This is a genomic window from Colwellia psychrerythraea, assembly GCF_000764185.1.
In the GTDB taxonomy this organism is placed as follows: domain Bacteria; phylum Pseudomonadota; class Gammaproteobacteria; order Enterobacterales; family Alteromonadaceae; genus Colwellia; species Colwellia psychrerythraea_B.
This window is the reverse complement of the sequence record NZ_JQEC01000071.1, coordinates 87939-105032: the sequence shown is the minus strand read 5'-3', so window position 1 is coordinate 105032 and position 17094 is coordinate 87939. Positions and strand designations below refer to the sequence as shown.

Below are 17094 nucleotides of genomic sequence, written 5' to 3'. Positions count from 1 at the left end.
TTATCAGCATAAATTTTTTATTAATTGACTGCGTTTATATTATTATCCATCATATTTTGTTCGATTTATAAGAATAAGATCTACAAATCTTAGCTAATAACTTATTAAACCTTTCCTTAGGTTTCTCATTTTATCTAGAGCATTAACCATCAATAAACAGCACTTACCGATATGATACAAACTAGTTAACTGAGCAACTTACAGCTGCATTATCGAGCTTAGAGCAAACCAGATGTCTTAGTTTACTCAATATTTTATTTTGACAATAATGATACAAGGACCTAACTTATTAGAGAAAGCATGAGTATATACTCTTGAGTAACTATTCTTTTCAATCAATTCCTTGCCTTTGAGCCTTTTATTTTTTGCTAAGTGTCACTTATTTAATCCTGTTGCTATAAGCTAGCTAAATGATTGAAATATTTATCTCTATCAATAATCGATAACAATTTGTTAATTAACGTGTTTATTTTATTTATTATTGCTTTGTTTTTACTGTCTTTATAAAAAATTGAAAAAACAACTTGAATTAGTGGTACGACCAGTGCTTTAATCTAGATATAAATAGATCACTAAAGTAGTCGGAGTAGGGTAATGCTAAGTTATAAAGCACCAATAGCAGATATTAAGTTTTTGATTGAAGATGTTTTTAAATATTATGATCATTATAAGAAATATGAAGAATTTGAAGAAGCTAGTCCTGATTTAGTGGATGCTATTCTGCAAGAGTGTGCCAAGTTTTGTGAAAATGAATTACTGCCTTTATACCAAAGCGGTGATAAAGAAGGTTGTAAGTTCGATAATGGTAAAGTTACCACGCCTAAAGGCTTCAAAGAAGCATATCAACAGTACATAGATGGTGGGTGGTCTTCGTTGTCGCATTCATCAGAGCATGGCGGACAAGGTCTTCCTCCTTCACTAGGCATGGTGCAATCAGAAATGACAGGCACAGCTAACTGGTCTTGGGCAATGTATCCAGGTTTAAGCCATGGCGCTATGAACACTATTACTACTCATGGTAATGACAAGCAAAAAGAATTGTATTTAACACGGTTAATTCAGGGTACTTGGACAGGTACTATGTGTTTAACAGAGCCTCAATGTGGTACTGATTTAGGGCAAGTTAAAACTAAAGCAGAGCCAAACGGCGATGGTACATACAATATTACCGGTACAAAAATATTTATTTCTGCAGGTGAACATGACTTAACGGATAACATTATCCATATTGTACTTGCAAGGTTACCTGATGCGCCAAAAGGCACTCGTGGTATTTCACTATTTATAGTACCAAAAATAAAAACTGAGCAAAACGGAACTTTAGGGGAAGCTAACAAGGTTACCTGTGGTTCAATAGAAGACAAAATGGGTATAAAAGCTTCTGCGACAGCGGTTCTGAATTTTGACAATTCCATTGGTACTTTAATTGGCCCAGAAAATAAAGGTTTAGAATGTATGTTCACCTTTATGAATACGGCAAGAATTGGCACTGCGTTACAAGGGATTTGCTCAGCTGAACTTGCCTTTCAAAACTCTTTGATTTATGCCAAGGAACGTTTATCAATGCGTTCTTTAACGGGTAAAAAATATCCTGAACAAATTGCTGACCCAATTATTGTTCACCCGGATGTGCGTAAAATGCTGATGACCCAGAAAGCAATTTCTGAAGGCGGCAGAGCCATGATTTATTATACAGCTAAAATTGTTGATGATATTTCAATGGCAAAAACCGAAGAAGAGCGTCAAGCAGCCGATGATCGTTTAGGTTTTATAACGCCGATATTAAAAGCATTTTTAACTGAGCTTGGCTCTGAAAGTGCAAATCATGGCTTACAAATCTTTGGTGGTCACGGTTATATAAAAGAGTGGGGCATGGAGCAAATAGTACGAGATGCACGAATCTCTACGCTTTATGAAGGTACTACGGGCATACAAGCCCTTGATTTATTAGGCCGTAAAATATTAATGACTCGCGGTAAGTCGTTAAATGACTTCTCTAAAGAAGTACTTGGTTTTTGTAAAAACCATAGTTTGATTTCAAGTAACCCACACAAACGTCAAATGAACCGCTTTATCTGGCCTTTAAGTAAATCTATTGCCAACTGGCAACAATATTCGGTTCGCCTTGCATTAAAAGCTAAGTCTGATCGCGATGTAGTTGGTTCGGCGTCGGTAGACTTTTTAATGTATTCGGGTTATGTCGTCATGGGTTACTTTTGGGCGAAGATGGCACAGTCAGCCTATGAAAAACTTGCCGGAGATGTAGAAAATAGAGACTTTTATCGTGCTAAAATCAAAACAGCTGAGTTTTATTTTGAACGTATGTTACCTAGAACTAAGTCTTTAGCTAAAACTATGATGGCAGACCCAAAAAGTTTAATGCAACTTGACCAAGAGTTAATGTCATTTCTTTAAGAAAAACGTTAGCTTTTAATTTTTAGTACAAACAAAAATGCACGGTAACTTGAAATAATAGTTACCGTGCATTTTTTTACTAGATTTAACTCATTATCTTAGCGACATTATTTTAATGACATAATCCAAGCAATAACTCTGCGTGTTGTTTGCTCAATCAGTAAGTTATCTATGTTCACTTGCTTTGCTAGCTGGCCATATTGAAGTTGTGAGAAAACCGTGTACATTATTTTAGCATCAAGTTCAGGATTTACTTTGTTAAAAAAGCGACAAAGTTGTTCATAGGGTACTAATTGAGCTAACTCATGCTCTTCAACAAGTAGACGTAATACAGGCGTTACTTGAATTTCTGTGAACATCAATTGCTCCACAGCAAGTGATATAGCGTAATGTTTGATATTTTCAATTAAGTGCAGTGAAGTTATTTCACTTAATTGTTGACACAAGACTTCCTTAACTGCTGTTTTTCTTAGCTCTTTTTTCTCTATTTTAGTGATTTGTGTAAATGCGACTTCAAGAATGGTGTCAGCACGAGATAAAATATGCGCTGAATTTAATTTAAACGCTTGATGGATCAGCTCTTGAATGTCTTTAAAGTAGTAAGTAGTTAATGAAAGTTGTAATTGCGCATGGCTGGCAATCGCCCGATGAGTGGTACCTTTTACACCATTGAGTGCTAAAACCTCAATCGCTGCAATTAAAATTTTCTCACGGGTTTTCTCCCCTTTAGAGCGACGCTTTACCGGCATGCTATTATGTTGTTCCGTAAGGTCTGGATTAACGATATCTTTTATGGGCATGTATAACTCTGTTAATGTAATTAGCATGGCATTTACTTTATATTAACATTATTTTAGCTTAGTGATAGTATTAAAAAAGCACTTTATATATCCTTATTACCACCCAAACACTTGGTAATAAGGATATTTTTCTTTACGAATCTAATTCAGGAGTAAATACAGCTAACTCTTTACTATCAAAATCATCTACAGCAATGACCCATTGACGGCCACTCTCGGCAGTGCTTAACAACTCAGCTTCAGCTTTTGAAATGATGTTTTGGGATAAACCAAGTTCAGCAACTTTATTTAATTGATAAAAAGGTAATTTTTCATTAACCGCTAGGCATACTTTGTCGAAAATTGGTTCACAATTGATAATATCTTCAAAAACTTTCTCCAACTTTCCAAAAATATTAGTTTCGTTTTGGGTTAAATATTGCCCTTGCCCTAAACGGGTTCGGGTGGCTGAAGGTGTTTGTAATAATTGCGCTACTTTGTGTGAAGTCTCGTCACTTGGTTTGTTTAACCACGTTCCTAATGGAAAGATGACCGAGCGTAATAGTATTGCAACCGCTTTATTTGGGAAGTTGTTGATAAGCTCGTCAATGGCATGCTGCATGTTATAAAGACAATCTTCAACGGCCCATTGAACTAGTGGTAAATCGGCACTTTTACGGCCCTCATCATTATATCGTTTTAAGGTCGCGCTAGCTAAGTACAATTGGCTTAGCACATCGCCAAGTCTCGCTGAAATCCGCTCTTTACGTTTCAAGTCTGCACCGAGGGTTAACATGGCGATATCGGATAACATAGCCAAGTTGGCGCTAAAACGAGTGAGTAATTGGTAATAACGACGCGTTTCGTCATTAAATGGACTATTTAAAAGACGTGAACCAGTGATTGAGCACCATAGGCTACGGCTAATGTTGCTGATGCTAAAGCCAATATGACCAAAAAGAGCGTGGTCAAAATCATTAAGCGCTTGCTCATTATTGCTATTGTTGGCAGCTTCTAATTCGGCAAGTACGTATGGGTGACAGCGGATAGCACCTTGTCCGTAAATAATCATACTGCGGGTTAATATATTAGCCCCTTCAACAGTGACAGCAATAGGCGCACCTTGATAACCTCGCGCTAAGTAATTATTGGGACCCATGCAAATGCCTTTACCACCATGAATGTCCATGGCATCGGTAATTGAAGAGCGCATTTTTTCGGTAAGGTGGTATTTTGCTATGGCTGAAATTACAGAAGGTTTTTCCCCAAGATCAATTGCTCCTGTTGACATAATGGTTACTGCATCCATTAGATAGGCATTAGCGCCAATACGGGCAAGAGGCTCTTCAATACCTTCCATTTTACCAATGGGCATTTTAAATTGTCGTCTTATACGACTATATGCACCCGTTGCTAAGGCTGTTGTTTTAATACCACCAGCGCTATTGGAAGGTAGGGTAATCGCTCGGCCTACAGAAAGGCATTCAACTAACATACGCCAACCTTGTCCGGCCATGTCGGAGCCACCAATAATAAAACTTAAGGGTACAAAGACATCATTACCTTGCGTTGGGCCATTTTGAAAGGGAACATTAAGTGGAAAATGCCTGCGGCCGATGGCAATACCATCTAAGTTTGTTGGGATAAGCGCACAGGTAATGCCTAAGTCTTCTTTATCTGAAAGCAAATGGTCAGGGTCTTTCAATTTAAATGCTAAGCCTAAGACCGTAGCAATAGGGGCTAAAGTTATATAACGTTTATCCCAAGTTAGTTTCATACCTAGAACATCTTTTCCTTCAAATTCACCACGACAAATAATACCAACGTCTGGTATAGCACCAGCATCTGAGCCGGCTTCAGGACTTGTGAGAGCAAAACAAGGGATTTCTTCACCGATAGCCAAACGTGGCAAGTAATAATCTTGCTGCTCTTTCGTGCCGTATTCTTGCAACAACTCACCGGGTCCTAAAGAGTTAGGCACGCCTACAGTACTGGCAAGTACTGAACTTACCCCCGTTAGTTTTTGTAATACACGTGATTGGGCAAAAGCTGAGAACTCTAAACCACCGTATTGTTTTTTAATGATCATGGCAAAAAATTTATTTTCTTTTAAAAATTGCCATATTTCTGGTGGAAGATCGGCTATTTCATGGGTAATGTGCCAATCGTTAGTCATGGCACATACTTGCTCAACAGGACCATCTAAAAATTCTTGCTCTGCAGTACTTAATCTTGGCCTAGGGAAATTATGAAGCTTTTTCCAGTCTGGGTCGCCGCGAAATAAATCAGCATCGAACCAGGTGGTTCCTGCGTCGATAGCTTCTTGTTCTGTTGATGACATTTTTGGCATTATTTTTTTAAATAGGGCCAACAACGGCATACTAATAAATTGTTGGCGAATACTGTCTATATTCAGTGGCAATGCGATCACACCAAAAAGTAACCAAGAAACAATACCAATAGTATTGAAAAATGATCCTAATGCCATTAACGCTGCAAAAGTCAAGGTATAACTTGATAATGATGCCCGTGAATAGCTCATAAACCAAGTTAGTGTAAATGCAACAAGTAACCAAATAATTATGTCCACAAGGAGTCCCTTTTAAAGTTTTTTGATGTGGTATTGAATGAGAGAAAAAGTATTTGAATTTAAAATAATTTTTAGTCAATGATATATTCTATTTATAGAGTAAATTGTTGATTTAGCCAAGCATATTTTACTTTTAAGTGCTTGCCTGTTTATGAGGTTAAAATATGTGTGAATTGTTAGTGATGATTCTTTAGTAACTCTCAATTAACACCTCTGTATCTCACATACCCCAGTAAATATGCTTGCTTCAAGTTTTTTCTGTTTATATTGTCTCATAGTCACTCTTATTTTGGGCTTAACTGACACTATGTACTTTACAGATAAAAGTATTAAGGCACTTAAGCCTAAAGATAAGCCCTATGTTGTTACGGCTGATAGTGATGTTAGGGGAGTTGGTCCTTATGCGGCCTTATCGTCATCTGATGATGTAAAGAAATTCTTACGATACCTAAAGAGCGTATAAAAAATAGAAAACGTTGTGATCACCTGCTACCTATTCCACAACTTGCAAAATCACTGATAACTTAATTAGCTTTATTGATAAATAGATCAGGGTATTTATGGCCCCATCGTGATGATGTTAATGAACATGCCAGTTTATCTACTTTAAGAATGTCACTACAACGTTGGTGTAAAAACATAAAATGCCTATCATTGCCCCGCGTGATTTTAGGCGAACTTGTAAAACATTAATCGTTGAGGCTGGTATAAGTAAGGAAATGCGGGATATTTTGCAACAACATGATAAATCAGACGTATCAGCGATTCATTATGATAGATATAGCTATATAAAAGAGAAGCGAGCGGCACTGAATATGTGGACAAGCATTTTTAATGGAAAGTGTAAAAACAAAAAATAATAACAAACGCAATAATATACAGTAAGTTAGCACTATGTTAACTCTACTTACAAGAGCGCGTAATGGCATGTAATGTTGTTATCAGCAACAAGGAGTTACAATTTACCTGTTGTACTTGTTTTTTAGAGTGTAATCAGGTTAATTGTACTGATTATTTTTACAGTTAATAATTGAAGGTTTTTGTTAAAACCTGAAAATTATTAACTGCTTTTTATTAACCTTTTATTAACTTTTAATCATAAGGATTAAATTATAATGGAATTATCCGGTGTTGATATCAATAAATTTCAAAGTTCTGAACAAACTCCAACGACCAAGAAAGCAGACTCAATCGTAACACCTGAACACGGTGGCGGTGGTGTCTATGTTCCTCCCAAAACTAATGATTCAGTGACAATAAGTGCTGAAGCTTCAAAAGCGCTAAATGATGAGCTGGTTAAGACTTATCATGGTGGCGGTGGTGTATACGTTCCACCAAAGAAAGAGAACTCAGCATAAATAAGGACTTTGATGAATGTACTTCGATTTACTAAACAACCCTGAAACGGCACAGACAATAGACCTTTGGGTCATGTTAGGTTTTATCGGTGTCCTTATTTTAAGTTATAAAAACTGGCGTGTTAATCCGTCAGTTTTTATAACTAGTATTATTCTATTTGGCTGTTTTGTGGTTGCAAACAACACCTTTGAATATTTTTGGTTGTCTGATAATACCCAGCCAGACTATAACTTTTATCTCACATGGCTTCAGTTTGATGTATTAGCAATCATTGCAATTATTTCTGTTCATTTAATTACCCGTGTTAGATTTCACAAAGCTACTTCTGCAATCATGTATTTATTGGCTATTAATACGGTTACATATTTATCAATGCATATTGATATTATGGTATTAGAAAACAGAGAAGCTTGGTGGTTATGGACATGGTATACACCTAGCATTTTATTGGTTGAATTTACAATAATAATTACTTTGGCAACAATATCTATTTTAGAAATTAAAAAACAGGTCATATCGCAGTAGGGATACTAAATGGAATTTATAGACTTTATTTTTTAATACCCACCTAAGTGTTGGACCCACACAACAAGCCGCTGTTTTTACTACTCAAAAGGCCAGTGCAATTAAGTTATCTAGTGACTTAAAGCCAATTACAGCTTAATATAAATGAAAGCTAAACGGGTTTTTAATTCGTTTAGCTTTTTGTTTTCTATAATGACTCTTTTACGGCCTCTGCTGTGATAGTGAATGTCTATTTTACGTGTATCTATTTGATAATTAGGGTTTAAATGTATTATGTGTGAACTATTAGCAATGAGTGCCAATGTACCAACGGATATCTGCTTTAGTTTTAGTGGTTTAATGCAACGAGGGGGTAATACCGGGCCGCATAGCGATGGTTGGGGAGTGACATTTTATGAAGGCAAGGGCTGTCGTAGTTTTAAGGATCCCATGCCAAGCGCTCAATCTCCTATTGCTGAATTGGTTACCAAGTACCCAATGAAAAGTGAGGCAGTAGTTTGTCATATTCGTCAGGCTAATTCAGGTGAAGTCTGTTTGGAGAATACCCACCCATTTGTCAGGCAAATGTGGGGAAGAAACTGGACTTATGCCCACAATGGTCAGTTAAAAGATTTTGCTAAGGAACTACCAGTTCAATTTCATCTACCTATTGGTACAACGGATAGTGAACATGCCTTTTGTTGGATACTTGATCAATTGCATCTTGAGTTTGGCGCTAAACAAGTTGGTGCTAAGGTTTTATTTAGTTTTATTGCTTCACTTGCCGAAAAAATAGACTTGCTTGGTGTTGCAAATATTATTATTACCGATGGTGAATACTTATTTGCCTATTGCTCTAACAATCTACATTGGTTAACTCGCAAAGCTCCTTTTGGTCAAGCAAGCCTTATTGACGCTGAAATGGCGGTTGATTTTAAGAAAGAAACCACTAGTAATGACGTTGTCACAGTTATTGCGACAAAACCATTAACGGGTGACGAGACCTGGCATAAAATGAAGCCAGGTCAATGGCAGTTGTTTTGCTTGGGGGAAATGGTCGCAGGTGAGTTAGCCAGTGCAAAGGAAAGTCGTGAGTAAATTTTAGTTAACTTTAACTCATATCATAGAAGGTCCAAGCGATGAAGCGACTGACCTTTTGTCCCTGAGCCATATTAATGACTTTAAAATTTTTTGCTGATGATTTTTTGAGACTAAGTTTTAATTTGCCAATATGCTCTTTTTTCGAGACTAAACAAGTAAACCAAAGTACTTGTTTTTGGTAAGTTTTACTTTCCTTAATCATTTTGTCAATAAACGCTAATTCTCCACCGGGGCACCAGAGTTCAGCTTTTTGACCGCCAAAATTAAGTTGCTTTTCTGGTACTTTCGAGCCAGCTTTAGCTTTATTCAAGTTTTTCCATTTACGAGTAGAACCTTGACTTGCTTCAGCTAAAGAGCGATGAAAGGGTGGGTTGCATAGGGTTAAATGATAGAACTCGTCTTCAGTGATAACACCATTAAAAATATGATGGCTATTAGGTTGCAAGCGACAAGTAATCGCTTTATTGAGGGCTTTATCAGCAGCTGTTATGTGTTTTGCTACTTTAATAGAAACGGGGTCAACATCAGAGCCAACAAAATGCCAACCATATACTCTTTGACCTAAAATAGGATATATACAACTTGCACCAGTGCCTATATCGAGTACATTAACCGGATTTTGCATCGCTAGTAGGTTTTTGGGTGTAGTTGTCAGTAAATCTTTGAGGTGGTGTATATAGTCTACTCTTCCGGGAATTGGTGGGCATAAGTAATTATTAGGTATGTCCCAAAAGTTAATCTGGTAGCCATTTTTTAGTAAAGCAAAGTTAAGTGTTTTAACTGCTTCAGAATTCGAAAAGTCTATAGTATCTTGATTATTGTATTTATTTTTTATAATAAAAGCAGATAACTTAGGGAGAGCTTTAACTAAATCTGTGAAGTTATAACCCTGTTTGTGGCGATTTTTTTTATGCAAGGGAGGACCGCTATAATATAAAGGTGATATTTAAAGGTGTTGAATTAATTACTATTTGGCTTTTGGCCAATTTTAAAATGGCCATTACTAGTAAATTGTACAACTTGTTGACGTTTCTTACCCAGTAAAATAGGTCCGTCATCCATGAATAAAAAGTTTTTCCAATGGCGTTTAAACATTAACCAATTAGTTTCTATGACATTATCTCTAGAGCTACAGTAATAGACTACGGTATTTTGATCCCAATCCAAATGCTCAGAAATTAGCTCAGGTAGCGCTTCTTCATTACTATCCCAAAGGTCTTCCCATTTTCCTTGTTCTGACCAGTTATTGTTGTCAGATGGCCAATCGCCTTTTTTGAAAAAGTCAGGGTGGTCGACTTGCCGAGAAATAAAAGTATCCCAAACTGTGTTCGCTCGTTCAACAGTCATAGGTTTAATCTTTGCTAGATCAGGCTCTGCAATGGGTAAACTTTTATGCTTGAAGATCCAAGAATTTTTCAAACTCTCTAGTGGCAGGTAATTCATTAATATTGCTCAAAAAGGAAAACACGCTAATTATACCCAGCAAAAGCTAAATAAAAAAGCGCTACATAAAGTAACAAACTTATAAACAGCTATTTGAGAGAGTAATGAGCATTAGTCAATGTTGTCCTGCGGGTCTTTTTTGGCAAGTCTATAAGCATCAAAAGCCGCGATTACCCAAATGATCAACAACAAAAAAGTGCTGATAGAAAGATCAGAGCTTTCTAAAACACCTTGTTCAATTAATGCTTGGCGTATCGCCGAAACGTCCATGGAAATGTCACCTCGGATGATACTATCCATGACTTGTTGTGTTTTATCGAGCACTTCTGAAATAACACCCAGCAACAAGTAAGAGAAACTTAAAATAAATGCAAAGGCGATGATATATTTTTTTAATAAAAAATGACCGAGACCAGGGAAAACTAGCGCGGATAATAAGGTAACTTTGGTTGATTTTTTCATTTGTTGACAACAGGTCCGATAACAGGAAGTGATAGGAATCATATCGTGATATGTTTAGTGAAGCCAATATAAAAATATAGTTAACTAAAAGTTACATTCCCTAAAAAAAGTACGTTTTTTGACTTAAAAAAAACTTTTTTTAGGCTAACAATCAAACGATTGTTTTAATTTAAATAAAAAGGTATACTCGTGATAACGAAAATTGGCATCATAAATTGTTTAAATTATTTTTAATAAACTCAATTGCTTGCGATGTTAATGAAAGTCATTAGTACGGGGCTTATTAGCGCGATTTTAGCGTTGATAATACAAATGTTAAAGCAAAATAACAAAAATTAACGCTTGTTTATTTTATGCTCAAATGATATTAATAAAAAAAATAAAAAAAGGAGCGGTTATGCCACAATCAGCAATTCGCCAATATGAGGAAGATGAACACTTGCCCAGTGCAGAAGTTGATCAACAAGCTGTATCAGAAGCGGAAACTGAAGAAGCAGAAGAAGCAGTAGCAATTGTGGAATCTCCGACCACTGACAACGTTCAAGACGAACCCTATTACCACTACACAGTAGATACCAAGGATCCCGATCCATGGTTGATTGTACATAAAACTAAGATAATTGTTCTTGTTATCTTTGCCGCAGCAGCTGTGGCAGGTGGTATGTTTTATAAAGATATGAAGTTAAGTGAACAGACTAAAGCTATTATCGCTGCACCCCAACTTAACGATTTCTACTATGTAGATTTTCGAGTTATTAAAGATAACCTCCGCCCGGCAGAAAAATTTCGAATGGCTAAAGTTAAAGATATCACTGGTGATGTCGTAACGATTAATTTTAGTAGCTATTTCTATTTTCAAGAGCATGAATTAAATGAAGCTATTCGTTATGCGCAACTTAGATACGAAAAGTTTTTCCAAGAAAAGCGTCATAACTATAAAATCTCAGAACTCCAAACCATGATTGAGTCTGGTGCTATCGTTTTAGCTCGACGCCCAGAGGGTAATATGCTTGATGGGAACGTTGTTGTTCCGGATTCTCATTTTGAATCTAGTTCAGTATTTATTCCAGGTAAAAAAGAAAACTTCAGTGGTTTAGAATATTTAAAGTTTGCTACAGATGGTGATAAAATGGAGTCAGCATTAATCAAATTTGAAGAGTCTGCTGATTTAGGTTTTGCTAAAGGTCAAGTAAACCTGGCTCAAATGTACCTTAACGGTATGGCTGTTCAAAAGGACTTACACGAGTCGCTAGCTTGGCTTAAAAAAGCCGCTTTACAAGCTTATGAACCAGCAATTTTAAAATACGAAATAGTTTGTCAGCAAGTTGAAAGTTGTGCTGTTGCGGATTTTTACGAGGAATTAGTTAAAGCAGGTGTAAATATTGAATTTACTAAACAAGCTGATGTTAGAGCTACAACAAAGGCTTTTGAAAAAGCTTTAGAGGATGCTAAAAAGTAATATCCTCTTTTTGGATTGAATTAAGGCTTAAAATTTATTTTAAGCCTTTTTTATGTCTGTTATAAAAATAGATTTATAGAGAAGAGTAAAAATCTACAGAGCCAACTCACTAGGTTTATTTTTCGAATACTCGACTAAAGGGCGGCAGTGAGTCAAGTAACTGTTTACCATATCGTTTAGTCACTACACGTTTATCTAACAAAGTAATAACTCCTTTATCCATCTCATTTCGTAATAACCTGCCACATGCTTGCACAAGTTTTTTAGAGGTATCAGGTACAGACAAGGTCATAAATGGATTACCACCTTTAGCAGTAACGTATTCCGCTTGCGCTTGTTCAACCGGAGAGGTTGGTACAGAAAAAGGCAATTTGGTAATAATTAAATTGTTCAGGTAATCCCCCGGTAAATCAAGCCCTTCAGAGAAACTCTGTGTACCAAAAATGACACTACCTTTTTTCTCATCACAACGCTTTTTATGCTGCTCAATTATTTGCTGACGTGATAATTCGCCTTGCACCATAATTTCAAGTTTATGCTCATCCCTTAAGGTTTGTGCTACTTTGTTCATCTGCCAATAGGAAGAAAATAGCACTAAACTGGCATTGCCTTGCTCGAGGTATTTTGGTAATTTCGAAATTACCTCATCAGTAAAGTCTGGAGCACTGGCTTCATTATCCATATTTGCGATAACTAACTGAGCATTATTTTGATAATCAAAAGGGGAGTCTACCTGCTGATATTGACTACCGTCATTATTTCTTAGACCCACTTGAAAACGGAAGTGGTCGAAAGAATTTAACGCCCGCAAGGTGGCAGAACATAACACTGCACCTTCACACTGGCTCCACAACATATTCTCTAAGGTAAAACCAACTTCAATAGGTGATGCACTGAGCAGGTAATCTTGGCGTTTACTGGTTAGATGCTCTAACCATCGGGCCATTGGTGCACCTTTGTCACTATCAGTTTTAGCATACATGTACCAAAGTGCTTGTAAATTCTCTAATCGCTGTAGCATAAAACCGGCTTCGGCAAGTAGAGGCTCTGCTAAATACATCTGTGTATCGCCATCTTTTACAGATTCTATCAGGCCGTTATAAAGTTTATTTAAATGCGATAATGATTTTTTGCTTAGGCTTTGTAAATCTTCGGCCCAATTTTTTAACGTTTGTGGGATAAGGCCATTTTCAAAGCGGTAGACTTGTTCATCGTGTTGAGACTTTTTAGTGAATTTACTATTTTGAGCTTGCTTATCATTTTCTAGAAAATAACTCTTGGCATTTACTTCTATGAAATTAAGCACCTTTTGCATTTCTATCAGTAGCTCTTGACAATTATCACCTAACTTCATCGCAGGAGAAATAGCGTTTTGCGATTTAATTAACTTCGCCATTTTATCGCCGGTTTCTCGCAGTTTCGTTAACCACTCTATTGAGCCTTTTAAGGTAATACCAGCGCTGGAGAAATCACGTGTTACTTTAGGTAGGTGATGTGCTTCATCAATAATATAAAAGGTATCTTCAGGTGAGGATAGTATCCTACCGCCGCCTAATTCAAGATCTGCTAGTAACAAGCTATGATTTATCACGAGCACATGTGCTTGGTCCATAGTTTCACGTGCTTTGTGAAAGGGACAATGAGTATGCTCTGATAAATTTTTTAAACAGCTATGTTTATCACTTTGTACTTGTTGCCAAATATGCTGAGGCAAGTGGGTTTCCCATGAATCGATATCACCTAACCAAGAACCATCAAGTAACGCTTTATGCATCGAATTCAAGGTTCTAACATCTTTAGCGTCAGGTTTTTCAGCAAAGGTAAAGCCTACTTGGGTAGGTTCGCTATCAGAGCTTGTCGTTACTGCTTGAGTCAATTTTTGTCGACAAACGTAACGCTGCCTGCCTTTGACTAAAGTGAACTGAAAGTCTATTCCAGCATGTTTTTTTAGAAAGGGTAAGTCCTTGTCAACAAGTTGCTCTTGTAAAGCAACGGTAGCGGTTGAAATACACACTTTTTTATCTTTAGCTAATGCCAGCGGTATAGCGCCTAAGCAGTAGGCGAGTGACTTTCCTGTACCAGTACCCGCTTCAATGGTAATTATTTTTCTATCTTTATTGTATTCACCAGCTAAAGTCTTGGCTATTTCGGCAATGAGTAGTGTTTGTTGCTTACGGGGATTAAAGTGCGTTAAATTCTCGCCGATGGCTTTATAGGCTTGGCGAATAGCTTGTTTTAACTTATCAGATAACATTGTTACTAGTTTCCAAAAAACAGAAGATCGGTTACACTGCTGTATATATTAACAGGTTTGACTGAGTTACACGAAAAATTTAACTATAAAATGACAAATTTTAAGGCAACTGATATCAATTGTGGTTTTTTATTGACTCGGCAAGTGCAAGACACTGCAAAGGGCTTGCAAATAACCCTATGGCTTAAAAGTCATTGTGGAGTAGCACAGCTGCAAATAAATAATGAATTAGCTGTTTTTTTTATTGAAAATCATCAGCTAGAATCAGCACAACGGATATTGGTAAACCAACAAATACCGCTTGAAAAATCTAAGCAGTTATCATTAAAGACATTCGCTCAACAAAAGGTTGCAGCGCTATACTTTACTTCTATGCGCAGTTTTTACCGTGCTAGAGACGCCTTAAAATATCAACAAATTAAATGTTATGAAGATGATATTCGTGCCGACGATAGATTCTTAATGGAGCGCCATATTACTGCAGACATCACCTATACAGGTGATTTTATTAGCGACAGTATAGGTAGAGTGGGCGGTGATTATATTGTTAGTAATGAAAGTTTTAAAAATGATAAACCTCGCAAAGATTATCAATTAGTCAAACAAGCTAAGTGTAAGCGTGCCACAACGGCAGATGAAATTCAGTTGACTATGTTATCTATTGACATTGAATGCTCTATGAATGGTGAGCTTTACTCCATTGGTTTATATGCTTGTAATAGCACTGCTTCGGGTACTAAAGAGGAATTTAAACGAGTGCTGATGATCGGTAAAGCACAATTGAATTGCGAAAGTTATATCCACTGGTTAGCCGATGAAAAACAATTATTACAGCAGTTTATTGATGAAGTGACCTTATTCGATGCTGATATTTTTATCGGCTGGAATGTTATAAATTTTGATTTTTACTTATTACAAAAAAGATGCGATTTACATGGTGTCAAGTTTGCTATTGGCCGTGATGGCAGTAAGCCATATTGGCGTAAAAATGCCAATAACACTGAGCAAAATTTTATTGAAATTGCTGGGCGTGTTGTGCTTGATGGTATAGATTTGTTAAAGACAGCCACATATAGTTTTCCTAGTTTTTCTCTTGATAATGTTGCTCATACCCTACTTGGCATTGGTAAAAAGGTAAGCGACGTTGAAAATAGAGTACAAGAAATTACCGATAATTTTTATCATAATAAAGCCGAACTCGCCGCGTATAACTTAGAAGATTGTCGCTTAGTCTGGCTTATTTTTGAAAAAACTCAGTTATTGGCTTTTGCGCAACTCAGGGCGCAGCTTACTGGCTTAGCTATCGATAGAATAGGTGGTTCGGTGGCGGCATTTACCAATTTATATTTACCGAAATTACATCGCAGTGGTTACATCGCTCCTAATATGGGGGATGGTGTCTCGGATTTGGTCTCTCCAGGTGGTTATGTGATGGACTCTATTCCGGGGCTTTATGAGAATGTATTAGTACTAGATTTTAAGTCCTTGTATCCAAGTATTATCCGCACCTTTAAAATTGACCCTATGGGATTAATTGAAGGATTAGCCGTTGTAAATGAGCCAAGTTCGAATAAGGATAATACTGAGCAAGATGATAAAGATAATCGTAATTATGTGATTAAAGGCTTTGACGGTGCTTATTTTTCAAGAACAGCACATTTTTTACCTGACATTATTGAGTCACTTTGGTTAGAACGTGATAAAGCTAAATTACAAAAGAATGCCGCGTTATCACAAGCCATAAAAATTATTATGAATAGTTTTTATGGTGTGCTTGGCTCTACCGGTTGCCGTTTTTTTGATCCTAGGTTATCGGGGTCTATTACTAAACGTAGTCATGAGATTTTAAAAACCACGAGTAACTGGATATCGGAGCAGGGACATCAAGTTATCTATGGTGATACCGACTCAATATTTGTCTTTATAGGTGCAGATAAATCAAAACAGCAGGCACAACAGTTAGGTTTATCATTACAAAGTTTTATCAATAAAAAGTGGCGGGCTACTTTACAGCAAGACTTTAAAATCACCAGTCAATTAGACATTGAATTTGAAACACACTTCACAAAATTTTTAATGCCAAAAATTCGTGGTCTTAATAATCTCAAAGATCAAAAAGTCATTGGAACAAAAAAACGTTATGCGGGTATCTCTAATGAAATAATGATTTTTAAGGGCTTAGAAACAGTTAGAAGCGACTGGACTGAATTAAGTAAGGATTTCCAACAAGAGTTATATAGATTAGTTTTTAACGATGAACCTATCGAAGAATATATTCAAAGTGTAGTAACAGATTTAAAGGCAGGCCTCTATGATGATAAACTGATTTATCAGAAAAAAATAAGACGCAAGTTAAATGATTACGTCAATACTCCTCCTCACATTAAAGCCGCATTGATAGCCAATATTAAGCTAGATGAGCAAGGGAAAAAGCCAAAATATAAACATAGAAGCACTATTCGCTATGTTATTACTCTAGATGGCGTTCAACCGCTAGAATTTAATGAGAGTAAACTTGATTATGATTTTTATGTTGAAAAACAGCTCAAGCCCATTGCCGATGATATTTTACCCTTTATTGGCCGCGATTTTGAATCAATTTCAGGAGATCAACTAGGACTGTTTTAATGTTTATTGCAACATTTATTGAAATAGTTATTTTAAAAAATGTGTAATCACAAATGATAAGTAAATATCTTATTTCTAATTTTTCTTAACAATGTCTAGC

The 17094-nt window shown here is 36.5% G+C and carries 14 protein-coding genes; 8 read left to right on the top strand and 6 right to left on the bottom strand.

Annotated elements, in window-relative coordinates:
* The first annotated feature begins 594 nt into the window (after nt 1-594).
* Entirely contained in the window at nt 595-2415 is a 1821-nt protein-coding gene (locus GAB14E_RS01925) for an acyl-CoA dehydrogenase C-terminal domain-containing protein (protein ID WP_033084314.1), read from the top strand.
* A 107-nt stretch (nt 2416-2522) separates the two neighbouring features.
* Here GAB14E_RS01925 and GAB14E_RS01930 read toward each other — a convergent pair whose 3' ends face one another.
* Complete coding sequence (locus GAB14E_RS01930) at nt 2523-3242, bottom strand: TetR/AcrR family transcriptional regulator (RefSeq protein ID WP_033084313.1); 720 nt, start codon at nt 3240-3242, stop codon at nt 2523-2525.
* A gap of 106 nt (nt 3243-3348) precedes the next feature.
* Nucleotides 3349-5784 (bottom strand): acyl-CoA dehydrogenase FadE, encoded by a 2436-nt coding sequence (gene fadE / locus GAB14E_RS01935; RefSeq protein WP_033084312.1) that lies wholly within the window; start codon nt 5782-5784, stop codon nt 3349-3351.
* Between the two features lie 307 nt (nt 5785-6091).
* Here fadE and GAB14E_RS24965 point away from each other — a divergent pair, with 307 nt between their 5' ends.
* The 5 genes from GAB14E_RS24965 to GAB14E_RS01950 all read left to right on the top strand — a co-directional run bounded on the left by GAB14E_RS24965 (nt 6092) and on the right by GAB14E_RS01950 (nt 8745).
* A complete protein-coding gene (locus GAB14E_RS24965) occupies nt 6092-6247 on the top strand; it encodes a hypothetical protein (protein ID WP_156115798.1) in 156 nt (51 codons plus the stop codon).
* A 181-nt stretch (nt 6248-6428) separates the two neighbouring features.
* Complete coding sequence (locus GAB14E_RS0123525) at nt 6429-6644, top strand: site-specific integrase (RefSeq protein ID WP_033084311.1); 216 nt, start codon at nt 6429-6431, stop codon at nt 6642-6644.
* 255 nt (nt 6645-6899) lie between these two features.
* Nucleotides 6900-7142: a hypothetical protein gene (locus GAB14E_RS01940; RefSeq protein ID WP_033084310.1), complete on the top strand. Its 243-nt coding sequence runs from the start codon at nt 6900-6902 to the stop codon at nt 7140-7142.
* A gap of 16 nt (nt 7143-7158) precedes the next feature.
* Nucleotides 7159-7668, top strand: coding sequence for a hypothetical protein (locus GAB14E_RS01945; RefSeq protein WP_033084309.1), 510 nt, complete (start codon nt 7159-7161; stop codon nt 7666-7668).
* 273 nt (nt 7669-7941) lie between these two features.
* Nucleotides 7942-8745, top strand: a complete 804-nt coding sequence (locus GAB14E_RS01950; protein ID WP_033084308.1) for a class II glutamine amidotransferase — start codon at nt 7942-7944, stop codon at nt 8743-8745.
* A 13-nt stretch (nt 8746-8758) separates the two neighbouring features.
* Here GAB14E_RS01950 and rlmF read toward each other — a convergent pair whose 3' ends face one another.
* From rlmF to GAB14E_RS01965, 3 genes are all read right to left on the bottom strand, one after another.
* Nucleotides 8759-9664, bottom strand: coding sequence for a 23S rRNA (adenine(1618)-N(6))-methyltransferase RlmF (gene rlmF / locus GAB14E_RS01955; RefSeq protein WP_052094090.1), 906 nt, complete (start codon nt 9662-9664; stop codon nt 8759-8761).
* Nucleotides 9665-9708: 44 nt separating this feature from the next.
* Nucleotides 9709-10191, bottom strand: a complete 483-nt coding sequence (locus GAB14E_RS01960; RefSeq protein WP_033084306.1) for a DUF2947 domain-containing protein — start codon at nt 10189-10191, stop codon at nt 9709-9711.
* Between the two features lie 111 nt (nt 10192-10302).
* Nucleotides 10303-10653, bottom strand: a complete 351-nt coding sequence (locus tag GAB14E_RS01965; protein WP_033084305.1) for a hypothetical protein — start codon at nt 10651-10653, stop codon at nt 10303-10305.
* Between the two features lie 397 nt (nt 10654-11050).
* Here GAB14E_RS01965 and GAB14E_RS01970 point away from each other — a divergent pair, with 397 nt between their 5' ends.
* Entirely contained in the window at nt 11051-12112 is a 1062-nt protein-coding gene (locus GAB14E_RS01970) for a tetratricopeptide repeat protein (RefSeq protein WP_033084304.1), read from the top strand.
* A gap of 115 nt (nt 12113-12227) precedes the next feature.
* Here the strand turns inward: GAB14E_RS01970 and dinG are convergent, their stop codons facing one another.
* Complete coding sequence (gene dinG, locus GAB14E_RS01975; RefSeq protein WP_033084303.1) at nt 12228-14366, bottom strand: ATP-dependent DNA helicase DinG; 2139 nt, start codon at nt 14364-14366, stop codon at nt 12228-12230.
* A gap of 90 nt (nt 14367-14456) precedes the next feature.
* On the opposite strand from dinG, the gene GAB14E_RS01980 reads away from it, so the two are divergent.
* A complete protein-coding gene (locus tag GAB14E_RS01980) occupies nt 14457-16994 on the top strand; it encodes a DNA polymerase II (RefSeq protein ID WP_033084302.1) in 2538 nt (845 codons plus the stop codon).
* The last annotated feature ends 100 nt before the right edge of the window (nt 16995-17094 follow it).

What these genes read in the sequence shown, in the direction of transcription:
- GAB14E_RS01925 (WP_033084314.1), top strand. Translation starts at nt 595, where the DNA reads ATGCTAAGTTATAAAGCACCAATAGCAGATATTAAGTTTTTGATTGAA.
- GAB14E_RS01930 (WP_033084313.1), bottom strand. Translation starts at nt 3,242, where the DNA reads ATGCTAATTACATTAACAGAGTTATACATGCCCATAAAAGATATCGTT.
- GAB14E_RS24965 (WP_156115798.1), top strand. Translation starts at nt 6,092, where the DNA reads ATGTACTTTACAGATAAAAGTATTAAGGCACTTAAGCCTAAAGATAAG.
- GAB14E_RS0123525 (WP_033084311.1), top strand. Translation starts at nt 6,429, where the DNA reads ATGCCTATCATTGCCCCGCGTGATTTTAGGCGAACTTGTAAAACATTA.
- GAB14E_RS01940 (WP_033084310.1), top strand. Translation starts at nt 6,900, where the DNA reads ATGGAATTATCCGGTGTTGATATCAATAAATTTCAAAGTTCTGAACAA.
- GAB14E_RS01945 (WP_033084309.1), top strand. Translation starts at nt 7,159, where the DNA reads ATGTACTTCGATTTACTAAACAACCCTGAAACGGCACAGACAATAGAC.
- GAB14E_RS01950 (WP_033084308.1), top strand. Translation starts at nt 7,942, where the DNA reads ATGTGTGAACTATTAGCAATGAGTGCCAATGTACCAACGGATATCTGC.
- GAB14E_RS01960 (WP_033084306.1), bottom strand. Translation starts at nt 10,191, where the DNA reads ATGAATTACCTGCCACTAGAGAGTTTGAAAAATTCTTGGATCTTCAAG.
- GAB14E_RS01965 (WP_033084305.1), bottom strand. Translation starts at nt 10,653, where the DNA reads ATGAAAAAATCAACCAAAGTTACCTTATTATCCGCGCTAGTTTTCCCT.
- GAB14E_RS01970 (WP_033084304.1), top strand. Translation starts at nt 11,051, where the DNA reads ATGCCACAATCAGCAATTCGCCAATATGAGGAAGATGAACACTTGCCC.
- dinG (WP_033084303.1), bottom strand. Translation starts at nt 14,366, where the DNA reads ATGTTATCTGATAAGTTAAAACAAGCTATTCGCCAAGCCTATAAAGCC.
- GAB14E_RS01980 (WP_033084302.1), top strand. Translation starts at nt 14,457, where the DNA reads ATGACAAATTTTAAGGCAACTGATATCAATTGTGGTTTTTTATTGACT.